We start from the raw sequence: 23,563 nt of genomic DNA, 5'->3' as shown, positions 1-23,563 counted from the left end.
TTTCGCGGGGAAGGGCGGCTGTTGGGGCCGGGAAAGCCGAGGCTTATTTCGACCCGGCCATCGCGGCGCTCTGAGTGGCAAAGGTGATTTGCGTGAGGCCCTGGCGGCGCGCCGCCTCCATGACGGTGATGACCGCCTGGTGCGTGGCACTGGCGTCGGCGCTGATGATGATGACGCTTTCCTTGCCGGCCTTGGCCGCGTCGGCCAGCGCGGCGCCCAGCACCTCGATACCACGGCCTTCGACCAGGGTTTTGTTGACCATGTAGCGGCCGTCGCTGCTCACCGCGACGATGACTTCCTTGGGATAGTCGCGCTGCTGCTCGGCGTCAGCCACCGGCAGCTTGACCTGCAGTTCGGTGAACTTGCTGTAGGTGGTGGACAGCATCAGGAAGATCAGCACCACGAGCAGCACGTCGATGAAGGGGATCAGGTTGATCTCCGGTTCGTCATGGGGATGCGGGCGGAAGTTCATTTGCGAAGAGTATTGAGGTGGCGCACGAAGCGTTCGGCGGCCAGTTCCATGGTCAGCAGATAGCCGTCCACGCGGGCCCGGAAGTAGCGCCAGAAGATCAGCGCCGGAATCGCCACCATCAGGCCGAAAGCCGTGTTGTAGAGGGCAATCGAAATACCTTGCGCAAGCTGCGCCGGATTGCCGCCACCCGCACCGCTGACACCGCCACCCTGGGAGCCGAAGATTTCAATCATGCCGATGACCGTGCCCAGCAGGCCCAGCAGCGGGGCGGCGGAGGCGATGGTCGCCAGGGCCGCCAGGTAGCGCTCCAGCTTGTGCGCCGCCTTGCGCCCGGCGCCTTCCAGGATGGAGCGCAGGTCGTCCTCGCTGATGCGCGGATTGGCATTCAGCGCGCGAAAGCCGCTGGCCAGCACTTCGCCGAGCACCGAGTTTTGCTCGAGCTGCGCCACAACGTCGGGCGAAGGAATGGATGCGCGGGAGACGGTGATGGCTTCGTCAAGCAGTTTGGGAGGGGCGACTTTACGGATTTTGAGGCTGGTGAAACGCTCGATAACCAGGGCAAGAGCCAAGACGGAACAGGCAACCAAGGGCCAAATCGGCCAGCCTGCGGCTTGTATGATCGAAAACAATGCACATCTCCAAGCAGATAATTTGTGGTGGATTATGGCTTACGGATACTGCAGCGCCGCATGACGCGCGGCACATCGCTCACGAATGTTTTCAAGATGCTGTTTTTGTCGGACATAGCCCACAGAACTTGTGGATAACTTTGTGAGCAAGTAAGGGCGATGCACGCGCCAAGCCGCGCCAAATCGCGGATATGACAGAACGATGAAAATTTGAGCAGAATTAAGTTATTCAAAATCAATGAGTTACACGAATTTATCGCGCCGTCCGCAGGAAACCGGGCCTTGCGCCCACGCAGGACGGCGCTCTGTGGAGTACTGCCCCCAGGAAATCAAGGGGTTTAGCCATGTTTGAGCCGGCCGCGCGTTCGGAGAGGCCATTCCCGGCGGGACGCGAGGCCGGTGTGCGTATCTGGCCCGTGGGCTCTTTGCTGCGCGCGATTGCGGACAGCCTGGAAGCGCGTTTCAACCCGGTCGCCGTGCAGGGCGAAATCAGCGGCTTTTCGCGCGCCGCCAGCGGGCACTGCTACTTTTCCCTCAAGGATGAGCAAGGCCAGATTCGCTGCGCCATGTTTCGCCGCGCGGCCGGCTTGCTCGACTTCGCCCCGCGCGACGGCCAACTGGTGGAGTTGCGGGGCCGCCTGGGCGTATATGAGCCGCGCGGCGAACTGCAGCTGGTGGTGGAGTCCATGCGGCAGGCCGGGCAGGGCAACCTGTTCGAGCAATTCCTGCAGCTCAAGGCGAAACTGGAGGCTGAGGGGCTTTTTGATCCGGGCCGCAAACGCCCCTTGCCCCTGCTGCCGCGCGCGATAGGCTTGGTGACCTCGCTGGGTGCCGCGGCCCTGCACGATGTTGCGACCGCGCTGCAGCGGCGTGTGCCGCACATCCCCGTGGTGATTTACCCGGCCAGCGTGCAGGGTGGGCAGGCCGCGGGCGAGTTGCGTGAGGCCTTGCACAAGGCCTACCAGAGGCGCGGCCAGGACCGGGTTGACGTGCTGCTGCTGGTGCGCGGCGGCGGCGCGATGGAGGACCTGTGGGCCTTTAACGACGAACAACTTGCGCGGGCCATCGTGGCGTCGCCGGTCCCGGTCATCAGCGGTGTGGGCCATGAAACCGATTTCACGATTGCCGATTTTTGCGCTGATGTGCGCGCGCCGACGCCCACCGCCGCAGCCGAGCTGTGCGCGCAGCCGCAAAGCACTTGGCTCAGCGCGCTGGATCTGGCCGGCTCGCGGCTGCAAAACGGCGTGGACCGGCAGTTGCAGTCGCACAACCAGCGCCTGGACTGGGCCGCGTCCCGGGTCAGCCGGCCCTCCCACCTGGTGACGCGCCAGCATGCGCGGCTGGCCGGCCTGGGGCAGGGCCTGAACCACGCCATGCGCTCGGCCCTGCAGCATGAGCGGCTCAGGCTGCAATCCGTGGCGAGCGAGTTTCCGCGCGAGGTGCAGGCAAGCCTGCTGCGCGGCCGCCAGCGCCTAGAGCGCGCGCAGCTGCGGCTGGGGTTGCTGGACCCCAGGCTGGTCCTCAAGCGAGGGTATGCCTGGCTGGCCGACCTGCAGGGACAACCGATCACCAGCCCGGAGAGCACGCATGAAGGCCAGCCCGTGCGCGCTACCCTTGCCGGCGGCGAGGTCGATTTGACCGTCACGGCGCGCCGGCTGATTTAGTTTTTACAATGGCCCGGACAGTGTTCGCAACCGCGTTCACAATCGTCCAACAACAGTTTATTCATCACCACGAGGAAAATCATGGAACACAAGCTCCCACCACTCCCTTACCCGATCGACGCATTGGCGCCGCATTACAGCCAGGAAGCCTTTGAGTACCACCATGGCAAGCACCACAACGCTTACGTGGTGAACCTCAACAACCTGCAAAAAGGCACCGAGTTCGAATCCATGACGCTCGAAGAGATCGTCAAAAAATCCAGCGGCGGCGTCTACAACAACGCGGCCCAGATCTGGAACCACACCTTTTTCTGGAACTGCATGAAGCCCGCCGGCGGCGGTGAGCCCAGTGGCGCGCTGGCCGCGGCCATCAACGCCAAATTCGGCTCCTACGCTGCCTTCAAGGAAGCCTTCGTTAAATCCGCCGTGGGCAATTTCGGCTCCGGCTGGACCTGGCTGGTCAAGAAAGCCGACGGTACTGTGGACATCGTCAACACCGGCCCGGCCGGCACCCCGCTGACCACCGCTGACAAGGCGCTGCTGACGGTAGACGTCTGGGAACACGCCTACTACATCGATTACCGCAACCTGCGCCCCAAATTCGTGGAAACCTTCCTGTCCAACCTGGTCAACTGGAGCTTCGCCGAAGCCAACTTCGCCTGATAGGCGCGGCCGGCGCATCCAGCGCCGCCACAAAAAAGCCGACTTGAAGTCGGCTTTTGTCGTTTCGGGCAGGTGAAAAAATCAGCGCCTGGCCTCAAAAAAGGGGCCGCCCAGCTTGCTGCCGGCCTTGATGCCTTTTTTGGCGAACCAGCCCTTGTTCATTTCCAGCACATAGCGCACCGGCTCGGCCGAGCAATGGGCGTTGGTGGTTTGCGGCTTCATGTCGGCCAGGTTCACGATGGTGCCGTCATCCGCCACAAAGGCCGCAGTCAGGGGCAGCAGGGTGTTTTTCATCCAGAAGCATTGCTGGCTGGCCTGCTCGAACACGAAGATCATGCCTTCCTGCTGCGGCATGTCCTTGCGGAACATCAGGCCGATTTGCCGCTGTTCGGGCGTGAGGGCCACCTGTGCATCAATCAGGTGCATGCCGGCCGACAGCTTGACGCGCTGCAGGTTCATCTGCGGGCCATCCTGGGACCAGGCGCATAGGGGGGAGAACAGGGCGGCCAGGGCAAAAGCGCCCGCCAGGGCCCGAAATGCCTTGCCTAGAGAGAAGGCGCCAGGGGTTGGAAACATAGAATCACCACGCATGAAGTTGACCTGCCAGCATAAACGACGCGCATAAAAAATGCCCGCACGCGGCGGGCATTTTGACCGAAGTCACCAGGAATTTACTTCTTGGCTTCAGCTTTCTTGGCGGCAGCGGCTTCAGCCTTTGCCTTCTTGGCAGCAGCTGCTTCGGCCTTCTTGGCGGCAGCGGCTTCAGCCTTTGCCTTCTTTTCAGCAGCGGCTTTTTCTTTCTTGGCGGCCTTGGCGGCAGCTTTTTCTTCCTTGGTCATCTTGGCTGGCTTGGCAGCTGCGGCAGGAGCAGCTGCAGGCGCTGGAGCGGCTGCGGCAGCAGGAGCGGAAGCAGGCTTGGCAGCGGGAGCTTGTGCGTATGCACCAACAGCGAAGAGGCCAGCGATCAGAGCAGCGAGGATTTTGTTCATTTGGAATTTCCTTGAAAACGTTATTGGAAAAAATACCCCGAACTTCTCGGAGGCCCTTCCGTAACGGAGCCCCTTCGCCGGCCGTTGACACAAGCCCCCAAATTCTTTTCCCCCTTGGATTTACGGCTAGAATTTAGGGGTTTTTACCTAACCTGCTACACGGCGTACCCATCCTCGCCTCAGCGCCCACCGGAGACTTTCCTACATGTACCAGCACATCAAAGTGCCTTCCCAAGGCAAAAAAATCACTGTCAACGCCGACAACTCCCTGAATGTGCCTGACGAGCCCGTCATTCCGTTCATCGAAGGCGACGGCACCGGCGCCGACATCACGCCGGTCATGTTGAAGGTGGTTGATGCTGCTGTTGCCAAGGCTTACGGCGGCAAGAAGAAGATCCACTGGATGGAAGTCTATGCCGGCGAAAAGTCCACCAAGGTCTACGGCCCCGACGTGTGGCTGCCTGAGGAAACCCTGCATGCCGTGCGCGACTACGTCGTCTCGATCAAGGGCCCGCTGACGACGCCCGTGGGCGGCGGCATCCGCAGCCTGAACGTCGCACTGCGCCAGGAACTCGACCTCTACGTCTGCCTGCGCCCCATCCAGTACTTCGCGGGCGTTCCTTCCCCCGTCAAAGAGCCGCAGAAGACCAACATGGTCATCTTCCGCGAAAACTCGGAAGACATCTACGCCGGCATCGAGTTCGAATCCGGCAGCGACAAGGCCAAAAAACTCATCAAGTTCCTGCAGGATGAGATGGGCGTCAAGAAAATCCGCTTCCCGAACACCTCCGGCATCGGCATCAAGCCGGTTTCGAGCGAAGGCACCGAGCGCCTGGTGCGCAAGGCCATCCAGTACGCCATCGACAACGACAAGCCCAGCGTGACCATCGTGCACAAGGGCAATATCATGAAATTCACCGAAGGCGGCTTCCGTGACTGGGCCTACGCCCTGGCCAAGAAGGAATTCGGCGCGGTGGAAATCGACGGCGGCCCATGGATGAAGTTCAAGAACCCCAAAACCGGCAAGGAAATCACGGTCAAGGACAGCATCGCCGACGCCTTCCTGCAGCAGATCCTGCTGCGCCCCGCTGAATACAGCGTGATCGCGACCCTGAACCTCAACGGCGACTACGTCTCCGACGCGCTGGCTGCCCAGGTCGGCGGCATCGGCATTGCCCCCGGCGCCAACCTGAGCGACACCGTCGCGATGTTTGAAGCCACCCACGGCACGGCACCCAAGTACGCCGGCAAGGACTACGTCAACCCCGGCTCCGAGATCCTCTCGGCCGAAATGATGCTGCGCCACATGGGCTGGACCCAGGCTGCCGACCTGATCATCAGCTCGATGGAAAAATCCATCGAGTCGAAGAAGGTCACCTATGACTTCGCGCGCCTCATGGAAGGTGCGACCCAGGTCAGCTGCTCCGGTTTCGGCCAGGTCATGATCGACCACATGTAAAGCGGGCCCAGCCCTCTATTTTGAAGCCGCCCGGGAGCAATCCCGAGGCGGTTTTTTCATGTCCGCGAAATAAGCAAAAAATCACGCTTGAATGTCGCGTTCCCGCCACCAATTTCCCTATCAGGCGCACTGGGCTATATCGGTGGCTAGAATGAATTCCATGGCAACCAAGTCTCCCAAATCCCCTAGCACCCCGGCGCAGCCTTCGGTACCCGCCGTCAGGCCGGACAACGGCGCCGGTGGGGATTCGGTCGTGCTGGAGCGCCGGCCGCAAAAAACCAAGCCGCCACAGATGTACCAGGTGGTCCTCCTCAACGACGACTACACCCCCATGGAGTTCGTGGTGGTGGTGATCCAGGAGTTTTTCAACAAGGACCGGGAAACCGCCACGCAGATCATGCTGAAGATCCATCTGGACGGCAAAGGCGTCTGCGGGGTTTTCTCCAAGGATGTGGCGGCCACCAAGGTCGATCAGGTCACCGAGGCCGCCCGCAAGAACGGTCATCCGCTGCAGTGTGTCAGCGAGCCCATTGAATAATCGCGAAACCGGCCAATATTTGAACTATCTGTCAGTTAAGTTAACCCAAGCAAGCCGAAAGGAAGATCAATGATTGCCCAGGAATTAGAAGTCAGCTTGCATATGGCGTTTGTCGAGGCGCGTCAGCAGCGCCACGAGTTCATCACTGTTGAGCACCTCCTGCTTGCCTTGCTGGACAACCCCAGTGCCGCGGAAGTGCTGCGCGCATGCTCCGCCAACGTGGATGATCTGCGCAAGTCGCTTGCCAACTTCATCAAGGACAACACCCCGCAGGTCGCCGGGACCGACGATGTCGACACGCAGCCCACGCTGGGCTTCCAGCGTGTGATCCAGCGCGCCATCATGCATGTGCAGTCCACCGGCAACGGCAAGAAGGAAGTCACCGGCGCGAACGTGCTGGTCGCCATCTTCGGCGAAAAAGACTCGCACGCCGTGTATTACCTCCACCAGCAGGGCGTTACCCGCCTGGACGTGGTGAATTTCATCGCCCACGGCATCAAGAAGAGCGACCCGCCCGAGCCCGCCAAGGCCGGCGAGAGCGCGGCCGAGAACGAAGAGGGCGGCGAGAAGAACGAAAAAGCCTCTCCGCTCGAGCAGTTCACCGTCAACCTGAACCAGCTCGCCAAGGACGGCAAGATCGACCCGCTGATCGGCCGCCAGTACGAGGTCGAGCGTGTCATCCAGATCCTCTGCCGCCGCCGCAAGAACAACCCGCTGCTGGTCGGCGAGGCCGGCGTGGGCAAGACCGCCATCGCCGAGGGCCTGGCCTGGCGCATCACGCAGAAAGACGTGCCCGAGATCCTGGCCGAAGCCAATGTCTACTCGCTGGACATGGGCGCCTTGCTCGCGGGCACCAAGTACCGCGGCGACTTCGAGCAGCGCCTGAAGGGCGTGCTCAAGGCGCTGAAAGACAAGCCCAACGGCATCCTCTTCATTGACGAAATCCACACCCTGATCGGTGCCGGCGCGGCCTCGGGCGGAACGCTGGACGCGTCCAACCTGCTCAAGCCCGCGCTCAGCTCGGGGCAGCTCAAGTGCATAGGCGCGACCACCTTCACCGAATACCGCGGCATCTTCGAAAAAGACGCGGCCCTGTCGCGCCGCTTCCAGAAGGTCGACGTGGTCGAGCCGACCGTGCAGGAAACCGTCGACATCCTCAAGGGCCTGAAGTCGCGCTTTGAAGAGCACCACAGCGTGAAGTACGCCGTGGCCGCCCTGCAGGCCGCGGCCGAGCTCAGCGCCAAGTACATCAACGACCGCCACCTGCCCGACAAGGCGATTGACGTCATCGATGAAGCCGGCGCCGCCCAGCGCATCCTGCCCGCGTCCAAGCGCAAGAAGATCATCAGCAAGGCCGAGGTCGAGGAGATCGTGGCCAAGATTGCGCGCATTCCGCCCGCCAACGTGTCCAACGACGACCGCGGTAAGCTCAAGACGCTGGAACGCGACCTCAAAAGCGTGGTTTTCGGCCAGGACAAGGCGCTGGACGTGCTCGCGTCCGCCGTCAAGATGGCCCGCTCGGGCCTGGGCAAGGACGACAAGCCCATCGGCTCCTTCCTGTTCTCCGGCCCCACGGGCGTCGGCAAGACGGAAGCCGCCAAGCAGCTGGCCTACATCATGGGCATTGAGCTGATCCGCTTTGACATGTCCGAGTACATGGAGCGCCATGCCGTGAGCCGTCTGATAGGCGCGCCCCCGGGCTATGTCGGGTTCGACCAGGGTGGCCTGCTGACCGAGGCCATCACCAAGAAGCCGCATGCCGTGCTGCTGCTCGACGAAATCGAGAAGGCGCACCCGGACATCTTCAACGTGCTGCTGCAGGTCATGGACCACGGCACGCTGACGGACAACAACGGGCGCAAGGCCGATTTCCGCAATGTCATCATCGTCATGACCACCAATGCCGGTGCCGAGACGATGAACAAGGCGACCATCGGCTTTACCAACCCGCGCGAGTCCGGCGACGAGATGGCCGACATCAAGCGCCTGTTCACGCCCGAGTTCCGCAACCGCCTGGACGCGACCGTGAGCTTCAAGGCGCTCGACGAAGCCGTCATCCTGCGCGTGGTCGACAAGTTCCTGCTGCAGCTCGAGACCCAGCTGGCCGAAAAGAAGGTCGAAGTCACCTTCACCGACACGCTGCGCAAGTACCTCGGCAAGAAGGGCTTCGATCCGCTGATGGGCGCGCGCCCCATGCAGCGCCTGATCCAGGACACGATTCGCCGCGCCCTGGCCGACGAACTGCTGTTCGGCCGCTTGATAGACGGCGGGCGCCTGACTGTCGACATGAAAGTGACGACCGACGAAAAAGGCGTGGAAACCGGCGAAGTCGAGCTCGACATCCAGCCGCTGCCCAAGAAAGAGGGCAAGGCCAAGCCCGAGGCCGAGGCGGCGGAAACCAATTGAGGCAAACCTGGGCGCTGATTTTTCAGCACCCACCCAAAAGGCCGGTAGCATCACGCTATCGGCCTTTTTTCTTGTCCGCCACCGCCGCCAACCCTTTCAGTTCCCGCCTTGACGCTCCCCGAACTCAGCTCCGAATGGAAAACCGGCCTTTCCCTGGCCTGGAGCCTTTACATCGCGGTGCTGTCCATCTGGATCGTGATGCAAAAGCGGGCTCCGGTGTCCACCATGAGCTGGATACTGTCGCTGGCCCTGCTGCCTTTCGCGGGCTTTGTCATTTATTACTTCCTCGGGCCCCAGCGCCTGAAAAAACAGCGCCTCAAGCGCCTGCGCAGCCGCGCCGGCGAGCGCGCGGGCGCCGACCTGGCCCTGCTGCGCGAGGCCGCCGAAAAGGCGCCCGCGGCCTTACGGCAGATGGCGGCGCTGGGCACCGCCGCCTGCGGCCTGCCGGTGTCCAGCGCGACCTCGGTCAAGCTGCTCTCGGGCGGCGTTCGCACCTTTGACAGCATCTTCAAGGCAATTCGCGGCGCGCGCGACCACATCCACCTCGAGTACTACATCTTCGAGCCCGACCAGATAGGCACCTTGCTGCGCGACCTGCTGGTGGAAAAAGCCGGGCAGGGCGTCACCGTGCGCCTGCTGGTCGACGCGCTGGGCTCCAAGCGCCTGGGCAGCAAGTTCCTGGCGCCGTTGCTGGCCGCCGGCGGCCAGGTCGCGTTTTTCCACGACACCCGCATAGGCCGGCGGCTGCGCCCCGTGACCAACTACCGCACCCACCGCAAGATCGTGGTCTGCGACGGCAGCATAGGCTTTACCGGCGGCGTCAACATCACCGACGAAGAAGATCGGCGCGCTCGCCGCGACGCCTACCACGACGTGCACCTGCGCATAGAAGGCAGCGCCGTGCGCTGGCTGCAGACCACCTTCCTCGAGGACTGGGCCTACACCACCGGCAAGTCTCCGAACGACGGGCAGCGCGCCTCGCCGCAACTGCTGCCGCAGCTGCAGCCCGACGCCGAGGCCGGTGACATCCCGGTGCAGATCGTCACCAGCGGGCCCGACACCACGCTGGAGCCCATACACCGCATGCAGGTCGCGGCCATCAACGCCTCCACCCAACGTGCCTGGCTGACCACGCCGTATTTCGTGCCCGGCGAGCCGGCCCTGATGGCGCTGACCAGCGCCGCGCTGCGCGGCGTCGACGTGCGCCTGCTTTTGCCGCGCCGCAGCGACAGCCTGATCGTCAGCGCCGCAGCGCGCTCTTATTACGACGAGCTGATCGCCGCCGGCGTCCAGGTCTGGGAATACAAGGCCCGCATGCTGCATTCCAAGACCCTGGTGGTCGACGACAACTGCGCCATGGCCGGCACCGCCAACTTCGACAACCGCAGCTTTCGCCTGAACTTCGAGGTCATGGCGGTGGTCTACGGCCCGGCGCTGGCCGGGCCGCTGGCCGAGCAGTTTGAAACCGACCTGCGCAGTGCCGTCGCCGTGCGCGCCCACAGGCCGCAGCGCTTTTTGATGCGGCTGGCCGACGCCACGGCGCGGCTGTTCTCACCCTTGCTTTAAACCCTTTCCGAGATGCTCTATGGCCTCCCACACCTTTCTCTGGCACGACTACGAGACCTTCGGCATCAACCCGCGGCGCGACCGGCCCGCGCAGTTCGCCGGCATACGCACCGACGCCGAGCTCAATGAAATCGGCGAGCCGCTGATGCTTTACTGCAAGCCCGCCAGCGACTACCTGCCGGATCCGGAGTCCTGCCTGCTCACCGGCATCACGCCCCAGCTGTGCCTGGAGCGCGGCGTGGCCGAGCATGAATTCGCCGCCCGTATCGAGGCCGTGCTGGCCCAGCCCGGCACCATAGGCGTGGGCTACAACACCATCCGTTTTGACGATGAAGTCACGCGCCACCTGTTCTGGCGCAACCTGATAGACCCTTATGCGCGCGAGTGGCAGAACGACTGCGGCCGCTGGGATTTGCTGGACGTGGTGCGCATGGCCTACGCGCTGCGGCCCGAAGGCATTGCTTGGCCGCGCAAGCCCGACGAACGTTTTCCGGATGACCCCAAGATCACCCGCCCCAGCTTCAAGCTCGAAGACCTGGCGCGCGCCAACGGCCTGATGCACGATGCGGCGCACGACGCGCTGTCCGACGTGCGCGCCACCATCGCGCTGGCGCGGCTGATACGCCAGGCCCAGCCCAAGCTCTTTGACTTTGCCCTGAGCCTGCACAAAAAGGACAAAGTCGCCACCGAACTCGGCCTGCCCACCAGCCCGCAGACGGCCCAGCCCTTTTTGCACATCTCCGGCATGTTCCCGCCCGAGCGCGGCTGCCTGGCCGTCATGTGGCCGCTGGCCACGCACCCCACCAACAAGAACGAACTGCTGGCCTGGGACCTGTCGCAAGACCCCAGCGAACTGCCGCTGCTGGACGTCGCCACGCTGCGGCAGCGCCTGTTCAGCCGCTCCGCCGACCTGCCCGAGGGCGTGCAGCGCCTGCCCATCAAGTCGGTCCACCTCAACAAGTCGCCCATGGTGGTGCGCAAGCTGGCCACCCTGACGCCCGAGATGGCGGCCCAGTGGGGCGTGGACATCCCCGCGGCCCTGCACAATGCCGAAAAAGCCGCAGGCCTGCCCGACATGAGCGCCATCTGGCCGGAAGTCTTCCAGCGCCCCAAGGAGGCCGCACCCGACGTCGACGAAGACCTTTACGGCGGTTTTGTCGGCAACGCCGACCGCCGGCGGCTGAACCAGTTGCGCGCGCTGTCACCCGCCGAACTCGCCCACAGCCGCACCGGCTTTGACGACGAACGGCTCGAGGAAATGCTGTTTCGCTACCGCGCCCGCAATTTCCCCGAGACCCTGTCGCCCGAAGACACCGAACGATGGGAGGCGCACCGGGTCGCCTGGCTGCTCGAAGGCGAGGGCGGGGCGCGGAATGTGGATGCGCTGTTTGCGCGCATCGACGTGCTCTCGGAAACCGCCGACGAGCGCGGGGAGGCCATCCTGGGCGCGCTGTATGACTACGCCGAGGCGATCGCGCCAGACCTCTGAACGCAGCCCTCAGGCTGCGGCGCGTTCGGCCGGGTGCTCCGCATAAGCCCTACCGAAGCGGTTGGCCAAAAAGTCCCCCAGTGCGATTTCTTCTTGTCGCACAAACCCCCGCGCTGGCAGCCGGCCTGTGGCCAGCAGGTCCAGCACCGCACAGATACCAGAAGCCGTGGTCACCTGGATCGCGCTGCGCAGCACGCCGTCCACCACCTGGCTGTAGACCTTGTGCGCATAGGTTTCCTGCATCAACCGGCCTTCGCGCTGGCCGCTCACCGTGACAAAGACAATGACCACGTCCTGCAGCGTGACGGGCAGGGCGTTTTCGAGCAAGTCCTTGAGCACGTGGCGGCGCTCGCGCAGGCGCAGGTCGTTGAGCAGCACCTTCATGATGGCCGCATGGCCTGGGTAGCGTATGGTTTTGTAGTTGAGGTGGGTGACCTTGCCCTGCAGGGTTTCGCACAGCGTGCCCAGCCCGCCCGAGGTATTGAAGGCCTCGTAAGTCACGCCGTCCAGCGAGAACTCCTCATGCTCGGCCAGCGGTGGCACCTGGCGCAGCACGCCTTCGACAATCGCCTCGCAGGGCTCGCAATACTCGTTGATGACGCCGTCGGTGCTCCAGGTCAGGTTGTAATTGAGCGCGTTCGACGGGAACTGCGGCAGCGCGCCGACCCGCATGCGCACGCTGTGCAGGCTGTCAAAACGCCGGCACAGGTCGGCCGCGACGATGGAGGCAAAACCCGGCGCCAGGCCGCATTGGGGGATCAATGCCGTGCGCGCGCCCGCGGCGGCCAGTTCCTTCACGCGCCGTGTGCTCGCCACGTCCTCGGTCAGGTCCAGGTAGTGCACGCCTTCGGCAACGGCGGCCTCGGCGATTTGTGTGGTCAGGTGAAACGGCGCCGCGCTGAGCACCGCATATTGCCCGGCCAGCGCGGCGTGCAGGGCCGCCGGGTCGCTGATGTCCAGCGCCAGCCTCTGCACGCGCGGGCCGGTCTTGATGCCCGCCAGCGCCGCCGGCGAGGCATCGGCCACCGTCACCGAATAGTCCCGGGTGGCGCCCAGCAGCGCGGCAATCGCCGAGCCGATTTTTCCGGCGCCTGCGACCATGATCTTTTTCATAAGGCTCTCCTAGGGGAATGTGCCCCGGTGCGAGGCATGGCCCATTGTGGAAGGCCCGGCATGCAGTTACCAGTATCAATTCAGACAAAATAACGCCATACTTTAGATAAAAAGGCTATCTAAATACGCGATTTGACTATTTTGAGGTGACGCCATGCAACTCGACGCCATAGACCAGACCCTGCTTGCCGAATTGCGCGACAACGCGCGCTGCCCCGTGGCCCTGCTTGCGCGCAAGGTCGGGCTGTCGCGCACCGCGGTGCAGGCCCGCATCACGCGGCTGGAGCGCGACAAGGTCATCACCGGCTACGGCGCGCGCACCGGTGAGGCCTATGAGCAGTCGCAGGTGTCGGCCCACGTGATGCTCACCGTCGGCCCCAAGCTCACGGGCACGGTGGAGGCGGCGCTGCGCAAGATTCCCGAAGTGCGCTCACTGCTGTCCATCAGCGGCACTTACGACATGATCGCCATCGTGCAGGCCGGCTCCATCGAAAGGCTGGATGCGCTGATAGACGGCATAGGCCTGCTCGACGGGGTAGAGCGCACCCATACCTCGGTGGTGTTGTCCACGCGTATCCAGCGCTGACATCCATGCTTGACTTCGGTTCTTCTTGCTCCGTCCCCCTCCGAGAGAGAGGGGCGAGGGCGTTCGGCCTTCAAATACTCGCTGTTCGGCGCATGGGCCGTAGCCCTCACCCCAACCCTTTCCCAGAGGGAGAGGGAGAGGGAGAGGGGGAAAAGGCTTGCCACGGCGCATGCTTGCCCATCACGCCGGCATACAGCGCACCATCCTCAAAGCCCGCCAGCCAGGCCTGCAGCCTTGGCCAGGCTTGCGCGGCGAACCAGGCGGCATCGGTGTGGGCGAACTGGCGCACAAAGGGCAGCAGGGCCATGTCGGCCAGGCTGGCGCGCGCGCCGAACAGCCATCCGCCCCCCAGCATGCCGTCCAGTTTTGCCAGCCAGGCCGCGCCTTCCGTCCTGTGCAGCAGGGCAAACGCCTGCGTATCACCGGCCGATTCATCGGGGTAGCGATTGGGGTATTTGTAGCGGTCCAGGTGGCGCTTGAAGTCGCCGTCGTTGCCGGCGACCAGCGCGAGCATCTCGTCCATGGAAGCCTGGGGCGGCGCAAGCCAGTCTTGCGGGTCATGGCGCTGCAGCGCCCACAGCATCACGTCCAGGCTTTGGTCGATGACCGTGCCATCGGGCAACACCAGCACGGGCACCGTGCCCTTGGGCGAGGCGGCCAGCAATTCGGCCGGCTTGTCGCGCAGCACGACTTCGCGCAACTCGTAAGGCTCGCCGCTCACGGCCAGCGCGAGGCGCGCGCGCATCGCATAGGGGCAGCGGCGAAAGGAATACAGGACGGGCAGGGCGCCGGTCATGGGCAAGCCATCAAGAAGCGATCAGGCACCGGGCTGGCGCACGCCTATGTGCGCGGCCTGGCGTTTTTCGGCCAGCTCGACCTGGCGCTGGCGTTCGCGGTAGCCGGCCTTCTGTTCGTCGCTGGTCTTGCCGTGGCAGTGTGGGCAGCTCACGCCGAGCTCATACAGCGGCGACTGGCGGTCTTCTTCGCTGAGCGGGTCGCGGCAGGAGCGGCACAGCGTGAAGCCGCCGGGCTTGAGCCCGTGGCCCACTGAGACGCGCTCGTCAAACACAAAACATTCGCCTTGCCAGGTGCTTTGCGCCTCGGGCACGGTCTCCAGGTATTTGAGGATGCCGCCTTCGAGGTGGTAGACCTCCTCAAAGCCCTTGGAGCGCAGCAGTGCGGTGGATTTTTCGCAGCGTATGCCGCCGGTGCAGAACATCGCCACTTTGGGCTTTTTGCCGTCGCGCGCAGCCAGCTTGCCGCCTTCGGCCATTTCGCGCTCCACCCAGCCGGGCAGTTCCGAAAAACTGCTGGTGTGCGGGTTGATCGCGCCCTCGAAGCTGCCTATGGAGACCTCGTAGTCGTTGCGCGTGTCGACCAGCACTACGCCGGGCTCATGGATCAGTTGGTTCCAGTCCTGCGGCTTGACGTATTCGCCGGCCATCAACGCCGGGTGCACCTCGGGCACGCCCATGGTGACGATCTCGCGCTTGAGCCGCACCTTCATGCGGTAGAAGGGCATCTGTTCGGCCCAGGCCTCCTTGTGCTCCAGCTTCGCCAGGCGCGGGTCGGCGCGCAGATAGGCCAGCACCGCATGAACGCCCTCAGGCAATCCCGCAATCGTGCCGTTAATCCCTTCAGCGGCCAGCAGCAGCGTGCCCTTGACGCCATTCGCCTCGCAATGCGCGAGCAGCGGCGCCTGCAGCGCGGCGAAGTCCGGCAGTTCAACAAATTGGTAAAGGGCGGCGGTCAGGAAACGGGACATGAGGAAAAAGGCGGGTAAACAGGTCAAGAGTGCCCCAAAAAGGCATTTTCAGCGGCGTAAGCCAAGTCTCCAATGGTAACGGGGGGGGCTTTCGCACCCTGACAGCTGGATTTATGTGACGAAAGGCACTTTATTTAAGCCAGGCGGCATCGCTTTAAGCCCCTGACCGATAGACATTTTGCTGCAATGCAGCAAAATAACCGTGTACTTATAAATCGCACGCCGGCCCGGGCCACACCGCGCCGTCCTCCATGACTCCTCAACTCCAACGCACTTCATGTCCAAAAGCCTGAGCAGCCTCTGGTTGAAAAGCATGCGCCGCGTCAGCAAGGTCCAGCAGGCGGAGGGATTGCGCCTGTTCAAAAGCCTGTTGCCCAAGGCCGTGCCGGCCGGCAGGCCGCGCAAGCCCCAGCTCAAACTGGTCAAGCCTGCCGCGGCCCAGCCCGCCCGGAAAGCGCGCCGGCCTACGGCGGCGCAGGCGCGCGCGGCCGCAGGCCTGCCCGGCACCTGGCGCAAGGCCTGGTTCACTTTGCCGGGGGACGGCCTCTACACCGATGCGCGGCGCATGATGTACTGGCTTTACCTGCCCGCCACCGCGGCCGGGGTGTCCGATACGCCCGCTGCGCCGCGCCCATTGGTCGTGATGCTGCACGGCTGCCGGCAAACGGCGGCCGACTTCGCTGCGGGCACCCGCATGAACGAGCTGGCCGAACGCAAGGGCTTTGCGGTGCTCTATCCGCAACAATCGGCCGCGGCCGATGCTCATCGTTGCTGGCACTGGTACAGGCGGGCCACACAGCGGGGAGAGGGCGACGTCGAGGTGATTGCCGCGATGATCGCCCAGGTGCAGAACAAGCACGGCCTGGACGCCTCGCGCACTTACGTCGCGGGCCTGTCGGCCGGCGCCGCGCTGGCCGCTATCGTGGCCTTGCACCACCCGCAGCTGGTTGCGGCCGTGGGCATGCACTCGGCGCCGGTGTTCGGCACCACGCATTCGCCCTTCAGCGCCTACCGCGCCATGCAGCACGGTTCGGCCTCGTCCTACGGCGCGGCCGCGCGCTCCTTTGCCAGCCAGCAGCCGGAGTTCCCGGGCATGCCGGCCCTGCTGATCCATGGCAATCACGACAGCGTGGTGCGGCGGGTCAATGCCGACCAGCTGGCCGAGCAGTTTGAAATCATCAACGGCCCGGTCATCACCCAAGGCGCATCGCGCGAGGGGCCCGTCGTGCGCCGCCATCCCGAGCGCCGCGGCGGCCGGCGGCCGCGCCATGCCTACCAGACCTCCACCTGGTACGCGGGCCGCAAGCCGCAGCTCGTCAAGTGTGATGTCGACATGCTGGGCCACGCCTGGAGCGGCGGCGACGCGAGTCTCGAATTCAACGAACCCCAAGGGCCCGATGCCTCGCTACTGATGTGGACCTTCTTCAGCCACCACCGCCGCGTACCAGTGCCGCAACCTAAGGACGAGGCAACAGGCTCGCCATAAAACCGTCGACGGCCTCGGTGTAGGCGCCGGGCAAGCCCAGCGTGGCATTGACCTGCTCGTGCGTGAGGTCCTGCGGCAGCACGCTCGCGCGCACGCCCTTGGCCATCACCTTGGCGGCAAAATCGCGCGACTGGGCACAGGAGCCGTCGGCCCGCTGCGTCGAGCACACCAGCAGCATGGGCGTGGCGTCCGGCGCCAGCACGCTGCTGGGCGACACACTGCGCCAGTAAGCCGGGTCGGCGCCGAAAACCTTGTCGTAAAAACCCATGTGGCGCGCCCGCATGATGCGCTCCAGGTCCAGCGCCGCGCTGTCGAGCGCGACCGTGCCCAGCCAGGGGTGGGCGCCGGCCTCGCGCGCCAGCGCCGGCGAGGCCGCCAGCAGCGCCACCAGGTGTGCGCCGGCCGAATGCCCCATGAGGATGAACTTCGCCGGGTCGCCGCCCCAGGAGGCCGCCAGGCCCTGCGCCTTGGCCAGCGCCGTGGCCACGTCACGCGCCTGCAGCAGGGGGTCGGCCTGCGGCATCAGGCGGTAGCCGACCGAGACAAAGACATAGCCCTTCTGTTTGACCCAGTAGTCCACCTTGTTCTCCACCACCTTGGGCATGGCCTTGTTGCCCACCATCCAGGCGCCGCCGTGCACCATCACGATGACGGGCGCCTTCGCGGTGCTGCCCGTGGCTGGGGCCGGCAGGTAGACGTCCATGCGCTGGCGCTCGTCCTGGCCGTAGGGCAGGTCGGCGATGCGGCGCACGCCCTCGGGTACCGCCGGCGCGGCCAGGCTCAAGGTGGCGGAAAAAAGCAGCGCCGCGACAAGGCCGGCATGCCGCGTCCGGGTGGCAAGAAGCGTCATGAAAAATCTCCAGTCAATCAGCGTCCAATGGGACGGGAAGAACGCAAAACCCTGCATGCGGCTCAGCCGGCCGGCTTGCGCGAGCCTTTTTTCGACACCACAAAGGTCTCAATGTCGGCCAGCGAAATGGTGCCGGTATGGTGGGTGTCGATGGCATCGAAGTTTTTGTACACCTTGGGCATTTTGGCCTGCGCTTCTTCACGTGTCAGCTTGCCGTCCTTGTTGGTGTCGGCCGCGTCAAAGCGCTTTTGCAGTTCGGTGCGGGCTTTTTCCAGGCGGCCAGCGTTGGGCGACTGGGTCTGGGCCTGGGCATTGGCCGTGGCGCCCAGTGCCAGCAGGCCCATGATTGAAAGCGCGCGGAGGTTGAAGGTGGGGGTCATGAAAGTGCTCCAGATGATGCTTGGAAAGTGTTGAAGAATCCGGTTCGGCAAAAAGGCCGGGCCCTGTCAGCGCGAGGGGCAGCTCATGGCCGTGCCGGTGGCGTCGTAGCAGGTCGTGGTGCGCGTGACGCCGGTGGCCTGGTTGTAGGACGCCGTGCTTTGCACGCTGTTGCCTGTAGCGGCGCTGGTGGCCGTGGTGTTGCGGCTGGCGTTCACGCTGCCGTCGGCGGTCTTGCTGCTGCTGCCGCTGCTTTCCACGCTGCCTTTGGCGCCAGTGGCGGCAAAGCTGCCACTGCGCTCGGCCGAGCCGTCCGCGCTCCGGCTGGCCTGGCCGGTACGCACGGCGGTGGCGCCGTTGGGGCCTGTGGTGGAGGCGCTGCCCGCGGTGCTGGCATTGCCTTGTCCGTCGGCAGTCGTGCTGCGGTTGCGCACCCGTGTGCCGCCGTTCGGGCCCTGGCGGTTGACGGCCGTGGTGGCTGTGACGCCGCCGTCGGCATTGGCTCGCACCACGCGGCGGGCGGACGCTTCGGCATGGGTAGCGGAAAAACCTGCGGCCAGCAGGGCACAGGTCAGGGCGGTGGCGGAAAGCGTGCTTTTCATGGCGAACTCCTGGAAGTTTGAACTGGGGTTTGAGGGCTTTCGGCGCCGCGCAAACCTGTATTGCAGCGCCGTGACGCCACTGTGGCCGCCAGATGTGAACCACGCATGGCGGCAATCGGCCTCTTGATGACAAGGCATGAACAAACCCCGGCTTTGTCATCGTTTGTCATGATTTGCCGGACGGCCGGCCTCGCGCGGGCCGCTACCATGGGGGCATCTTTCTTGCTGCGGGCGTTTTCCGATGGTTGCTTTCAACGCGGTTTCCTTTTTCGTGCAGACAGGCCCGTCACCATGAGCGAGCCACTGGCCCGGGTCCTGGTGGTCGACGACGAGGCCGACCTGCGCAGCCTGCTGCAGCGCTACCTGGGCGACCAGGGCTATGCCGTGCGCACGCTGGAAGACGCCAAAACCCTGGACACCCTGCTGGCGCGTGAGCGTTTCGACGTGCTGGTGCTCGATGTGATGATGCCGGGCGAAGACGGCCTGGCGGTGTGCCGGCGCCTGCGCGCGCAGGGCGAAACCATTCCCATCGTCATGCTCACCGCCCGCGGCGACCCGGTGGACCGCATCGTTGGGCTGGAGATGGGCGCCGACGACTACCTCCCCAAGCCTTTCAACCCGCGCGAACTGCTGGCCCGCATCCAGGCGCTGGTGCGCCGCCAGCGCATGCTGGGCGCGCACAGCGGTCCGCTGCCCGGCCGGGGCACGGTGCGCTTCGGCGACTTCACCCTGGCGCTCGATGCGCGCCGGCTGGACAAAAACGGTGAGGACGTGCCGCTTACCACCGGCGAGTTCAGCCTGTTGCAGGCGCTGGCCCTGCACCCCAACCGTCCGCTCGGCCGCGACAGGCTGATCGAGCTGGCCTATGGCCGCGACCACGAAGCCACCGACCGCAGCATTGACGTGCAGGTCATGCGCCTGCGCAAGCTGATCGAAGCCGATCCGTCGCAGCCGGCGCACATCCAGACGGTGTGGGGCGTCGGTTATGTGTTTGTGCCCGAAGGCGGCGCGGCCAGACACGGCAAGGCGGGCAAGCCATGAGGCTGTTTGTATGACGCTGTTCCCGCGCAGCCTGTTCGGGCGCAACGTGCTGCTCATCGTGGTGCTTGTCGTGGTGGGCCAGCTGGCCAGCGCGCTGCTGGTGCGCCAGCTGATCGTCAAGCCGCGGCTGGCGCAGCTGTCGGTGGCGGTGGCGCGCAACGTCGGCGCCATCCGCGCCGGCCTGGCCGCCATGCCGCCGGCCCAGCGCGAAGCTTTTGTCGCGCAGTTCAACCGCCGTGCCATGCAGGGCATTGCGGACGACGGCGAGGGCGGCGGCCGCGGCCAGCGCCTGCTCCTGAGCCGGCTTGAGCGGCGCTTCGTCAATGAAGCTTCACGCGGCATTGCGCTGGAAGGCGAGGGCTCCGAAATCATCTGGCGCCGTGAAGCCGGCGGCAGCCTGGCGGTACGGCTGCGCCTGGACGGCGCCGACCATTGGGTGACCTTGCCCGGCGTGCTGCCGGCGCGCGAATTCACCGGCGCATGGATCGCGGCCTCGCTCACCAGCGCCTTGCTGGCCTTGCTGGGCGCACTGCTGATCCACCGCTACCTGAACCGGCCCCTGCGCCGCGTGGTGGCTTCGGCGCACACACTGGCCGGCGGCGGCAGTCCCCAGCCGCTGCCCGAAGACGGCCCCACGGAAATCGCCGACCTGAGCCGCAGCTTCAACCAGATGGTGCGCAGCCTGGCCCAGGCCGACGATGAGCGCGCGCTGATGCTGGCAGGGGTGTCGCACGACCTGCGCACGCCGCTGACCAAGCTGCGCCTGGGCATAGAGATACTGCGCGACAAGGCCGATGAGGAACTCATGGCCCGCATGACACGCGGCGTGGAAGAAATGGACGCCATCATCGGCCAGTTCCTGGACTTTGCCCGCAGCACCGAAAGCGAAGCGCCGGTACCCGTGTCGCTGGATGCGCTGGCGGCCGAAGTGGCGGCCGCCTCGGCTGGCCAGGGCATGCCGGTAGCGCTGGAGGCCGGCAACCCGCCGGCTGTGCCCCTGCGCCCGCGCGCGATGCGCCGCGTGCTCGTCAACCTCGTCGAAAACGCCTGGCGCCACGGCCTGCCGCCGGTTGCGATTGCCACCGGCAGCGGCACGTCAGGCGATTCGGTCTGGATAGAGGTGACGGACCACGGCACCGGCATTGCCGCCGCGCAGGCCGAGGCCTTGAAGCAGCCTTTTCGCCGTGCTGAAAGCACGCGCGGCGGCCCGCCCGGCGCCGGGCTGGGCCTGGCCATCGTGGACCGCATCGTGCGCGCGCATGGCGGCAGGTTTGAACTGCTGCCGGCCGCAAGCGGCGGACTGTGTGCCCGGATCAGCCTGCCGCGGACCTGAGCCGCGCCTGCCAACGATAAAAACAAAAAAGGCCGGCGCGCGGGCGCCGGCCTTGGGATCACCCTGCCTTCAGGGTGTTGTCAAAAATACGCTCAGAGGAAGTGGTAGCGCAGGCCGAAGTTGACCTGGTTCACCGCGCTGCTGCCTGTAGAGGACGTGCCGACGCGGTTGTAGCGCACCAACTCCGCCGTGGCATCCACATTGGACGAGATCGCGTAAGAGACACCGGCGCCCAGCGCCAGTGAGGTGTTGGAACCTGTCGTCGACACATTGGCGGTGCTGCCGGTGGCCGAAGCAGTATCCAGCGAGGTGTGCCATTGCTCGACACCCGCGCGTCCGTATACCGACCACTGGTTGTCAAGCGGCGCGATGCCCAGCACATGCAGGCCAAAGCCGTGCGCCTTCCAGGTGCCCGAGGCGCTGTCCGCCGCCGGCGATGCGATGGCCGACTGCAGGCTCGTTGAGCCTATGCGGTCATAGCTGGCCTCAAAGGCCAGGTTGGGATTGAGGCGGTAGCCCAGCCGCAGGCCGCCCGAGGTGCCCGGCGTGCCGGTCGAGGTGCTGCTGCCCAGCCCCTGGTTGGCCAGGGCGCCGTCAATGCTGCCGCCCAGGCCGGGCGCGCGGCTGGCGGCGATATTGCCGCCGATATAAACATCCTGTGAGCCCGCTGCCAGCGGCGCCGCCTGTGCCGGTTGCGCCAGCGCGGCGCCCAGGGACAGTGCAGCGGTGGACAGCCACAACAATTTGGATGAATAGGTGAACTTCATGTTTTCTCCGGAAAAAGCCGGCGCATGGCACCGGCAGCTTCTGACCTGCCTGGGCGGGCAACAAGTGCCCTGGTTCAGCCCAGGCCGCGCAGGACCCTGCGCACCGCCATTGAGCGATGGCCGGGTATAGCGGCGGTCTAGCGCTGGTAAACCCTCGGTAAAAAAATTGTGACTTTACGCAGCGCTGCACACCGCACCGGGCCTGTTCCGTCAGCGACGGGTCAGGCCTGGCGGTGGCCCTCAAGCGAAATGCACAAGGTTGAGAATCGGCAGCGGGCCGCCCGGGAACTGCGCCAGCCGTGCACCCACGGCCAGCGCGCCCAGGTCTATGCCCGAGAAGCCGAGCCGGGCGATCAGCGCGGCCACGGTGGCTTTGGCGGCCGCGTCGTCGCCTGAATAAAACAACACGCGCTTGCCGCCCCGGTCGGCCGGGTCGGCGGCCAGCAGCGCTGCGGCCAGGTGGTTAAAAGCCTTCACCACGCGCGCGCCCGGCACCAGGTCCGCCACTATTTCGCTCGACAGCCGGCCGTTCAGTTCTGCGGGCTTGAACAGCGGCGCCTCGATAGGGTTGTTGGTGTCGATGACGATGCGGCCGCCGAAATCGGGCAGGCCGGCCAGTGCGGCCGGCAGGCGGCCCCAGTTGACGGCGACGAACACGATGTCCTTGGCGGCCGCTTCTTCGCGTGTGCCGGCCTGGATGGTCGGGCCCAGTTCGCGCACCTTGTCCTTGAGCGAGTCCGGGCCGCGGCTGTTGGACAGTGTGGCGGGGATGCCGTGGCGGGCCAGGACGGTGGCGATGGCCGAGCCTATGGCGCCGGCACCGATGATGCCTATGCTGGGGGTGTTGGCGCTGCTGTTGTTGGTGGGGGTAGACATGAATTCACTCCTTGGGTTGTTGATGAGGTTGCTCATCGGGTTGTTGATGGAGTGAATGATGGGATTTGGATTGTGTTTTGATAAGGAGGTAATGGCTTGAATGATCTTCAAGCATTGCTTTAAGATTCGGCGATGGAAACCCTGGCCAACCTCGAATCCTTTGTGCGCAGCGCGGAAAGCCGCAGCTTTTCCGAAGCCGCGCGGCGCCTGGCGCTGACACCGGCGGCCGTCAGCCGCAATGTCGCCATGCTGGAGCGCAACCTCGGCGTGCGGCTGTTCCAGCGCTCTACGCGCAAGCTCACCCTGACCGAAGCCGGCGAGCGCTTCCTGGCATCGATAGGCGGCAACCTCGATGCTTTGCAATCCGCCATCGCGGCCCTGGCCGACCACAGCGGCGCGCCCGCCGGCCCGCTCAAGGTCAGCATGTCGCCCACCTTTGGCGTCGAACACATACTGCCGCTGCTGCCGGCCTTCCTAGCGCGCTACCCGCTGGTGCGCCCCGACTGGTATTTCGAGAACCGCCCGGTCGACCTGATCGCCGAGAGTTACGACGCGGCCATAGGCGGCAGTTTTGAGCTCTCGCCCGGTGTGGTGTCACGCCCCCTGGCGCCCATCCACCTGGTCGCCGTGGCTTCGCCCGCCTTTATGGCCGGCCGCCAGCCACCCACCGACCCCGCGGGCCTGGCCGCGCTCAGCGGCATCCTCATGCGCTCCAGCGCCACGGGCCGCATCCGGCAATGGTTGATGCGCGACGCGGGCGGGCCCGGGAATACCCGCCCCCCCCCCCCCAACCGGGGGGGGGAAGCAACCCCCCCCCCCCGCCCCCCCCCCCCCCGGGGGGGGGGCGGGGCCGCCCGCGCCTCTACGGCCAGACCCTGGTCAACCTGGGCT

General features: G+C 65.1%; 24 protein-coding genes. 12 read left to right on the top strand and 12 right to left on the bottom strand.

Annotated elements, in window-relative coordinates; genetic code table 11:
* Positions 1 to 43: 43 nt before the first annotated feature.
* Both ACEN8I_RS20425 and ACEN8I_RS20420 read right to left on the bottom strand, forming a co-directional pair.
* A complete protein-coding gene (locus tag ACEN8I_RS20425; protein ID WP_413330461.1) occupies positions 44 to 472 on the bottom strand; it encodes an ExbD/TolR family protein in 429 nt (142 codons plus the stop codon).
* Positions 469 to 1,101: a MotA/TolQ/ExbB proton channel family protein gene (locus tag ACEN8I_RS20420; protein WP_413330460.1), complete on the bottom strand. Its 633-nt coding sequence runs from the start codon at positions 1,099 to 1,101 to the stop codon at positions 469 to 471. Before ACEN8I_RS20420 ends, ACEN8I_RS20425 begins: the two co-directional genes overlap by 4 nt.
* Positions 1,102 to 1,445: 344 nt before the next feature.
* Between ACEN8I_RS20420 and xseA the strand changes: the two genes are divergently transcribed.
* On the top strand, positions 1,446 to 2,765 hold the full coding sequence (gene xseA, locus ACEN8I_RS20415; protein ID WP_413330459.1) for an exodeoxyribonuclease VII large subunit: 1,320 nt from the start codon (positions 1,446 to 1,448) through the stop codon (positions 2,763 to 2,765).
* A gap of 81 nt (positions 2,766 to 2,846) precedes the next feature.
* Positions 2,847 to 3,428, top strand: a complete 582-nt coding sequence (locus ACEN8I_RS20410; protein ID WP_413330458.1) for a superoxide dismutase — start codon at positions 2,847 to 2,849, stop codon at positions 3,426 to 3,428.
* An 81-nt stretch (positions 3,429 to 3,509) separates the two neighbouring features.
* Here the strand turns inward: ACEN8I_RS20410 and ACEN8I_RS20405 are convergent, their stop codons facing one another.
* Positions 3,510 to 4,004, bottom strand: a complete 495-nt coding sequence (locus tag ACEN8I_RS20405) for a DUF192 domain-containing protein (RefSeq protein WP_413330457.1) — start codon at positions 4,002 to 4,004, stop codon at positions 3,510 to 3,512.
* A gap of 95 nt (positions 4,005 to 4,099) precedes the next feature.
* Positions 4,100 to 4,417 (bottom strand): cell envelope biogenesis protein TolA, encoded by a 318-nt coding sequence (locus ACEN8I_RS20400; RefSeq protein WP_413330456.1) that lies wholly within the window; start codon positions 4,415 to 4,417, stop codon positions 4,100 to 4,102.
* Between the two features lie 205 nt (positions 4,418 to 4,622).
* Between ACEN8I_RS20400 and icd the strand changes: the two genes are divergently transcribed.
* The 5 genes from icd (at position 4,623) to sbcB (ending at position 11,875) form a co-directional block, all read left to right on the top strand.
* Positions 4,623 to 5,876, top strand: coding sequence for an NADP-dependent isocitrate dehydrogenase (gene icd, locus ACEN8I_RS20395; protein WP_413330455.1), 1,254 nt, complete (start codon positions 4,623 to 4,625; stop codon positions 5,874 to 5,876).
* Between the two features lie 160 nt (positions 5,877 to 6,036).
* Entirely contained in the window at positions 6,037 to 6,414 is a 378-nt protein-coding gene (gene clpS / locus ACEN8I_RS20390) for an ATP-dependent Clp protease adapter ClpS (protein WP_413330454.1), read from the top strand.
* A gap of 69 nt (positions 6,415 to 6,483) precedes the next feature.
* Complete coding sequence (gene clpA, locus ACEN8I_RS20385; protein ID WP_413330453.1) at positions 6,484 to 8,820, top strand: ATP-dependent Clp protease ATP-binding subunit ClpA; 2,337 nt, start codon at positions 6,484 to 6,486, stop codon at positions 8,818 to 8,820.
* Between the two features lie 108 nt (positions 8,821 to 8,928).
* Complete coding sequence (cls, locus tag ACEN8I_RS20380) at positions 8,929 to 10,386, top strand: cardiolipin synthase (RefSeq protein ID WP_413330452.1); 1,458 nt, start codon at positions 8,929 to 8,931, stop codon at positions 10,384 to 10,386.
* 19 nt (positions 10,387 to 10,405) lie between these two features.
* Positions 10,406 to 11,875, top strand: coding sequence for an exodeoxyribonuclease I (gene sbcB / locus ACEN8I_RS20375; protein WP_413330451.1), 1,470 nt, complete (start codon positions 10,406 to 10,408; stop codon positions 11,873 to 11,875).
* Between the two features lie 9 nt (positions 11,876 to 11,884).
* Here the strand turns inward: sbcB and ACEN8I_RS20370 are convergent, their stop codons facing one another.
* Complete coding sequence (locus ACEN8I_RS20370; RefSeq protein ID WP_413330450.1) at positions 11,885 to 12,988, bottom strand: saccharopine dehydrogenase C-terminal domain-containing protein; 1,104 nt, start codon at positions 12,986 to 12,988, stop codon at positions 11,885 to 11,887.
* 154 nt (positions 12,989 to 13,142) lie between these two features.
* On the opposite strand from ACEN8I_RS20370, the gene ACEN8I_RS20365 reads away from it, so the two are divergent.
* Positions 13,143 to 13,574: an Lrp/AsnC family transcriptional regulator gene (locus tag ACEN8I_RS20365; protein ID WP_413330449.1), complete on the top strand. Its 432-nt coding sequence runs from the start codon at positions 13,143 to 13,145 to the stop codon at positions 13,572 to 13,574.
* 106 nt (positions 13,575 to 13,680) lie between these two features.
* Here ACEN8I_RS20365 and ACEN8I_RS20360 read toward each other — a convergent pair whose 3' ends face one another.
* Together ACEN8I_RS20360 and ACEN8I_RS20355 are read right to left on the bottom strand one after the other, a co-directional pair.
* Positions 13,681 to 14,370, bottom strand: coding sequence for a glutathione S-transferase (locus ACEN8I_RS20360; RefSeq protein ID WP_413330448.1), 690 nt, complete (start codon positions 14,368 to 14,370; stop codon positions 13,681 to 13,683).
* 21 nt (positions 14,371 to 14,391) lie between these two features.
* The gene (locus tag ACEN8I_RS20355) at positions 14,392 to 15,339 is read right to left on the bottom strand and encodes a rhodanese-related sulfurtransferase (protein ID WP_413330447.1); all 948 of its coding nucleotides are present in this window, start codon (positions 15,337 to 15,339) and stop codon (positions 14,392 to 14,394) included.
* A gap of 277 nt (positions 15,340 to 15,616) precedes the next feature.
* Between ACEN8I_RS20355 and ACEN8I_RS20350 the strand changes: the two genes are divergently transcribed.
* Entirely contained in the window at positions 15,617 to 16,825 is a 1,209-nt protein-coding gene (locus tag ACEN8I_RS20350; protein WP_413330446.1) for an alpha/beta hydrolase family esterase, read from the top strand.
* On the opposite strand, the gene ACEN8I_RS20345 is transcribed toward ACEN8I_RS20350, so the two are convergent.
* From ACEN8I_RS20345 to ACEN8I_RS20335, 3 genes are all read right to left on the bottom strand, one after another.
* A complete protein-coding gene (locus ACEN8I_RS20345) occupies positions 16,797 to 17,675 on the bottom strand; it encodes an alpha/beta hydrolase (protein WP_413330445.1) in 879 nt (292 codons plus the stop codon). The genes ACEN8I_RS20350 and ACEN8I_RS20345 overlap by 29 nt on opposite strands.
* Positions 17,676 to 17,737: 62 nt before the next feature.
* Entirely contained in the window at positions 17,738 to 18,055 is a 318-nt protein-coding gene (locus tag ACEN8I_RS20340; protein ID WP_413330444.1) for a hypothetical protein, read from the bottom strand.
* Between the two features lie 66 nt (positions 18,056 to 18,121).
* The gene (locus ACEN8I_RS20335; RefSeq protein WP_413330443.1) at positions 18,122 to 18,655 is read right to left on the bottom strand and encodes a hypothetical protein; all 534 of its coding nucleotides are present in this window, start codon (positions 18,653 to 18,655) and stop codon (positions 18,122 to 18,124) included.
* 291 nt (positions 18,656 to 18,946) lie between these two features.
* Between ACEN8I_RS20335 and ompR the strand changes: the two genes are divergently transcribed.
* Together ompR and ACEN8I_RS20325 are read left to right on the top strand one after the other, a co-directional pair.
* Entirely contained in the window at positions 18,947 to 19,696 is a 750-nt protein-coding gene (gene ompR, locus ACEN8I_RS20330) for a two-component system response regulator OmpR (RefSeq protein WP_074575082.1), read from the top strand.
* 10 nt (positions 19,697 to 19,706) lie between these two features.
* The gene (locus ACEN8I_RS20325; RefSeq protein ID WP_413330442.1) at positions 19,707 to 21,029 is read left to right on the top strand and encodes an ATP-binding protein; all 1,323 of its coding nucleotides are present in this window, start codon (positions 19,707 to 19,709) and stop codon (positions 21,027 to 21,029) included.
* Between the two features lie 92 nt (positions 21,030 to 21,121).
* On the opposite strand, the gene ACEN8I_RS20320 is transcribed toward ACEN8I_RS20325, so the two are convergent.
* Together ACEN8I_RS20320 and ACEN8I_RS20315 are read right to left on the bottom strand one after the other, a co-directional pair.
* Positions 21,122 to 21,796, bottom strand: a complete 675-nt coding sequence (locus ACEN8I_RS20320) for a porin family protein (protein ID WP_413330441.1) — start codon at positions 21,794 to 21,796, stop codon at positions 21,122 to 21,124.
* A 240-nt stretch (positions 21,797 to 22,036) separates the two neighbouring features.
* Complete coding sequence (locus ACEN8I_RS20315; protein WP_413330440.1) at positions 22,037 to 22,672, bottom strand: NADPH-dependent F420 reductase; 636 nt, start codon at positions 22,670 to 22,672, stop codon at positions 22,037 to 22,039.
* A gap of 132 nt (positions 22,673 to 22,804) precedes the next feature.
* Here ACEN8I_RS20315 and ACEN8I_RS20310 point away from each other — a divergent pair.
* On the top strand, positions 22,805 to 23,563 hold a 759-nt coding region (locus ACEN8I_RS20310), incomplete at its 3' end, for a LysR family transcriptional regulator (RefSeq protein ID WP_413330439.1).

The sequence above is a fragment of the Polaromonas sp. CT11-55 genome (assembly GCF_047303325.1).
Classification (GTDB): domain Bacteria; phylum Pseudomonadota; class Gammaproteobacteria; order Burkholderiales; family Burkholderiaceae_C; genus Polaromonas.
Note: the sequence above shows the minus strand (reverse complement) of the source record. Positions and strands in the feature narration are given on the sequence as shown.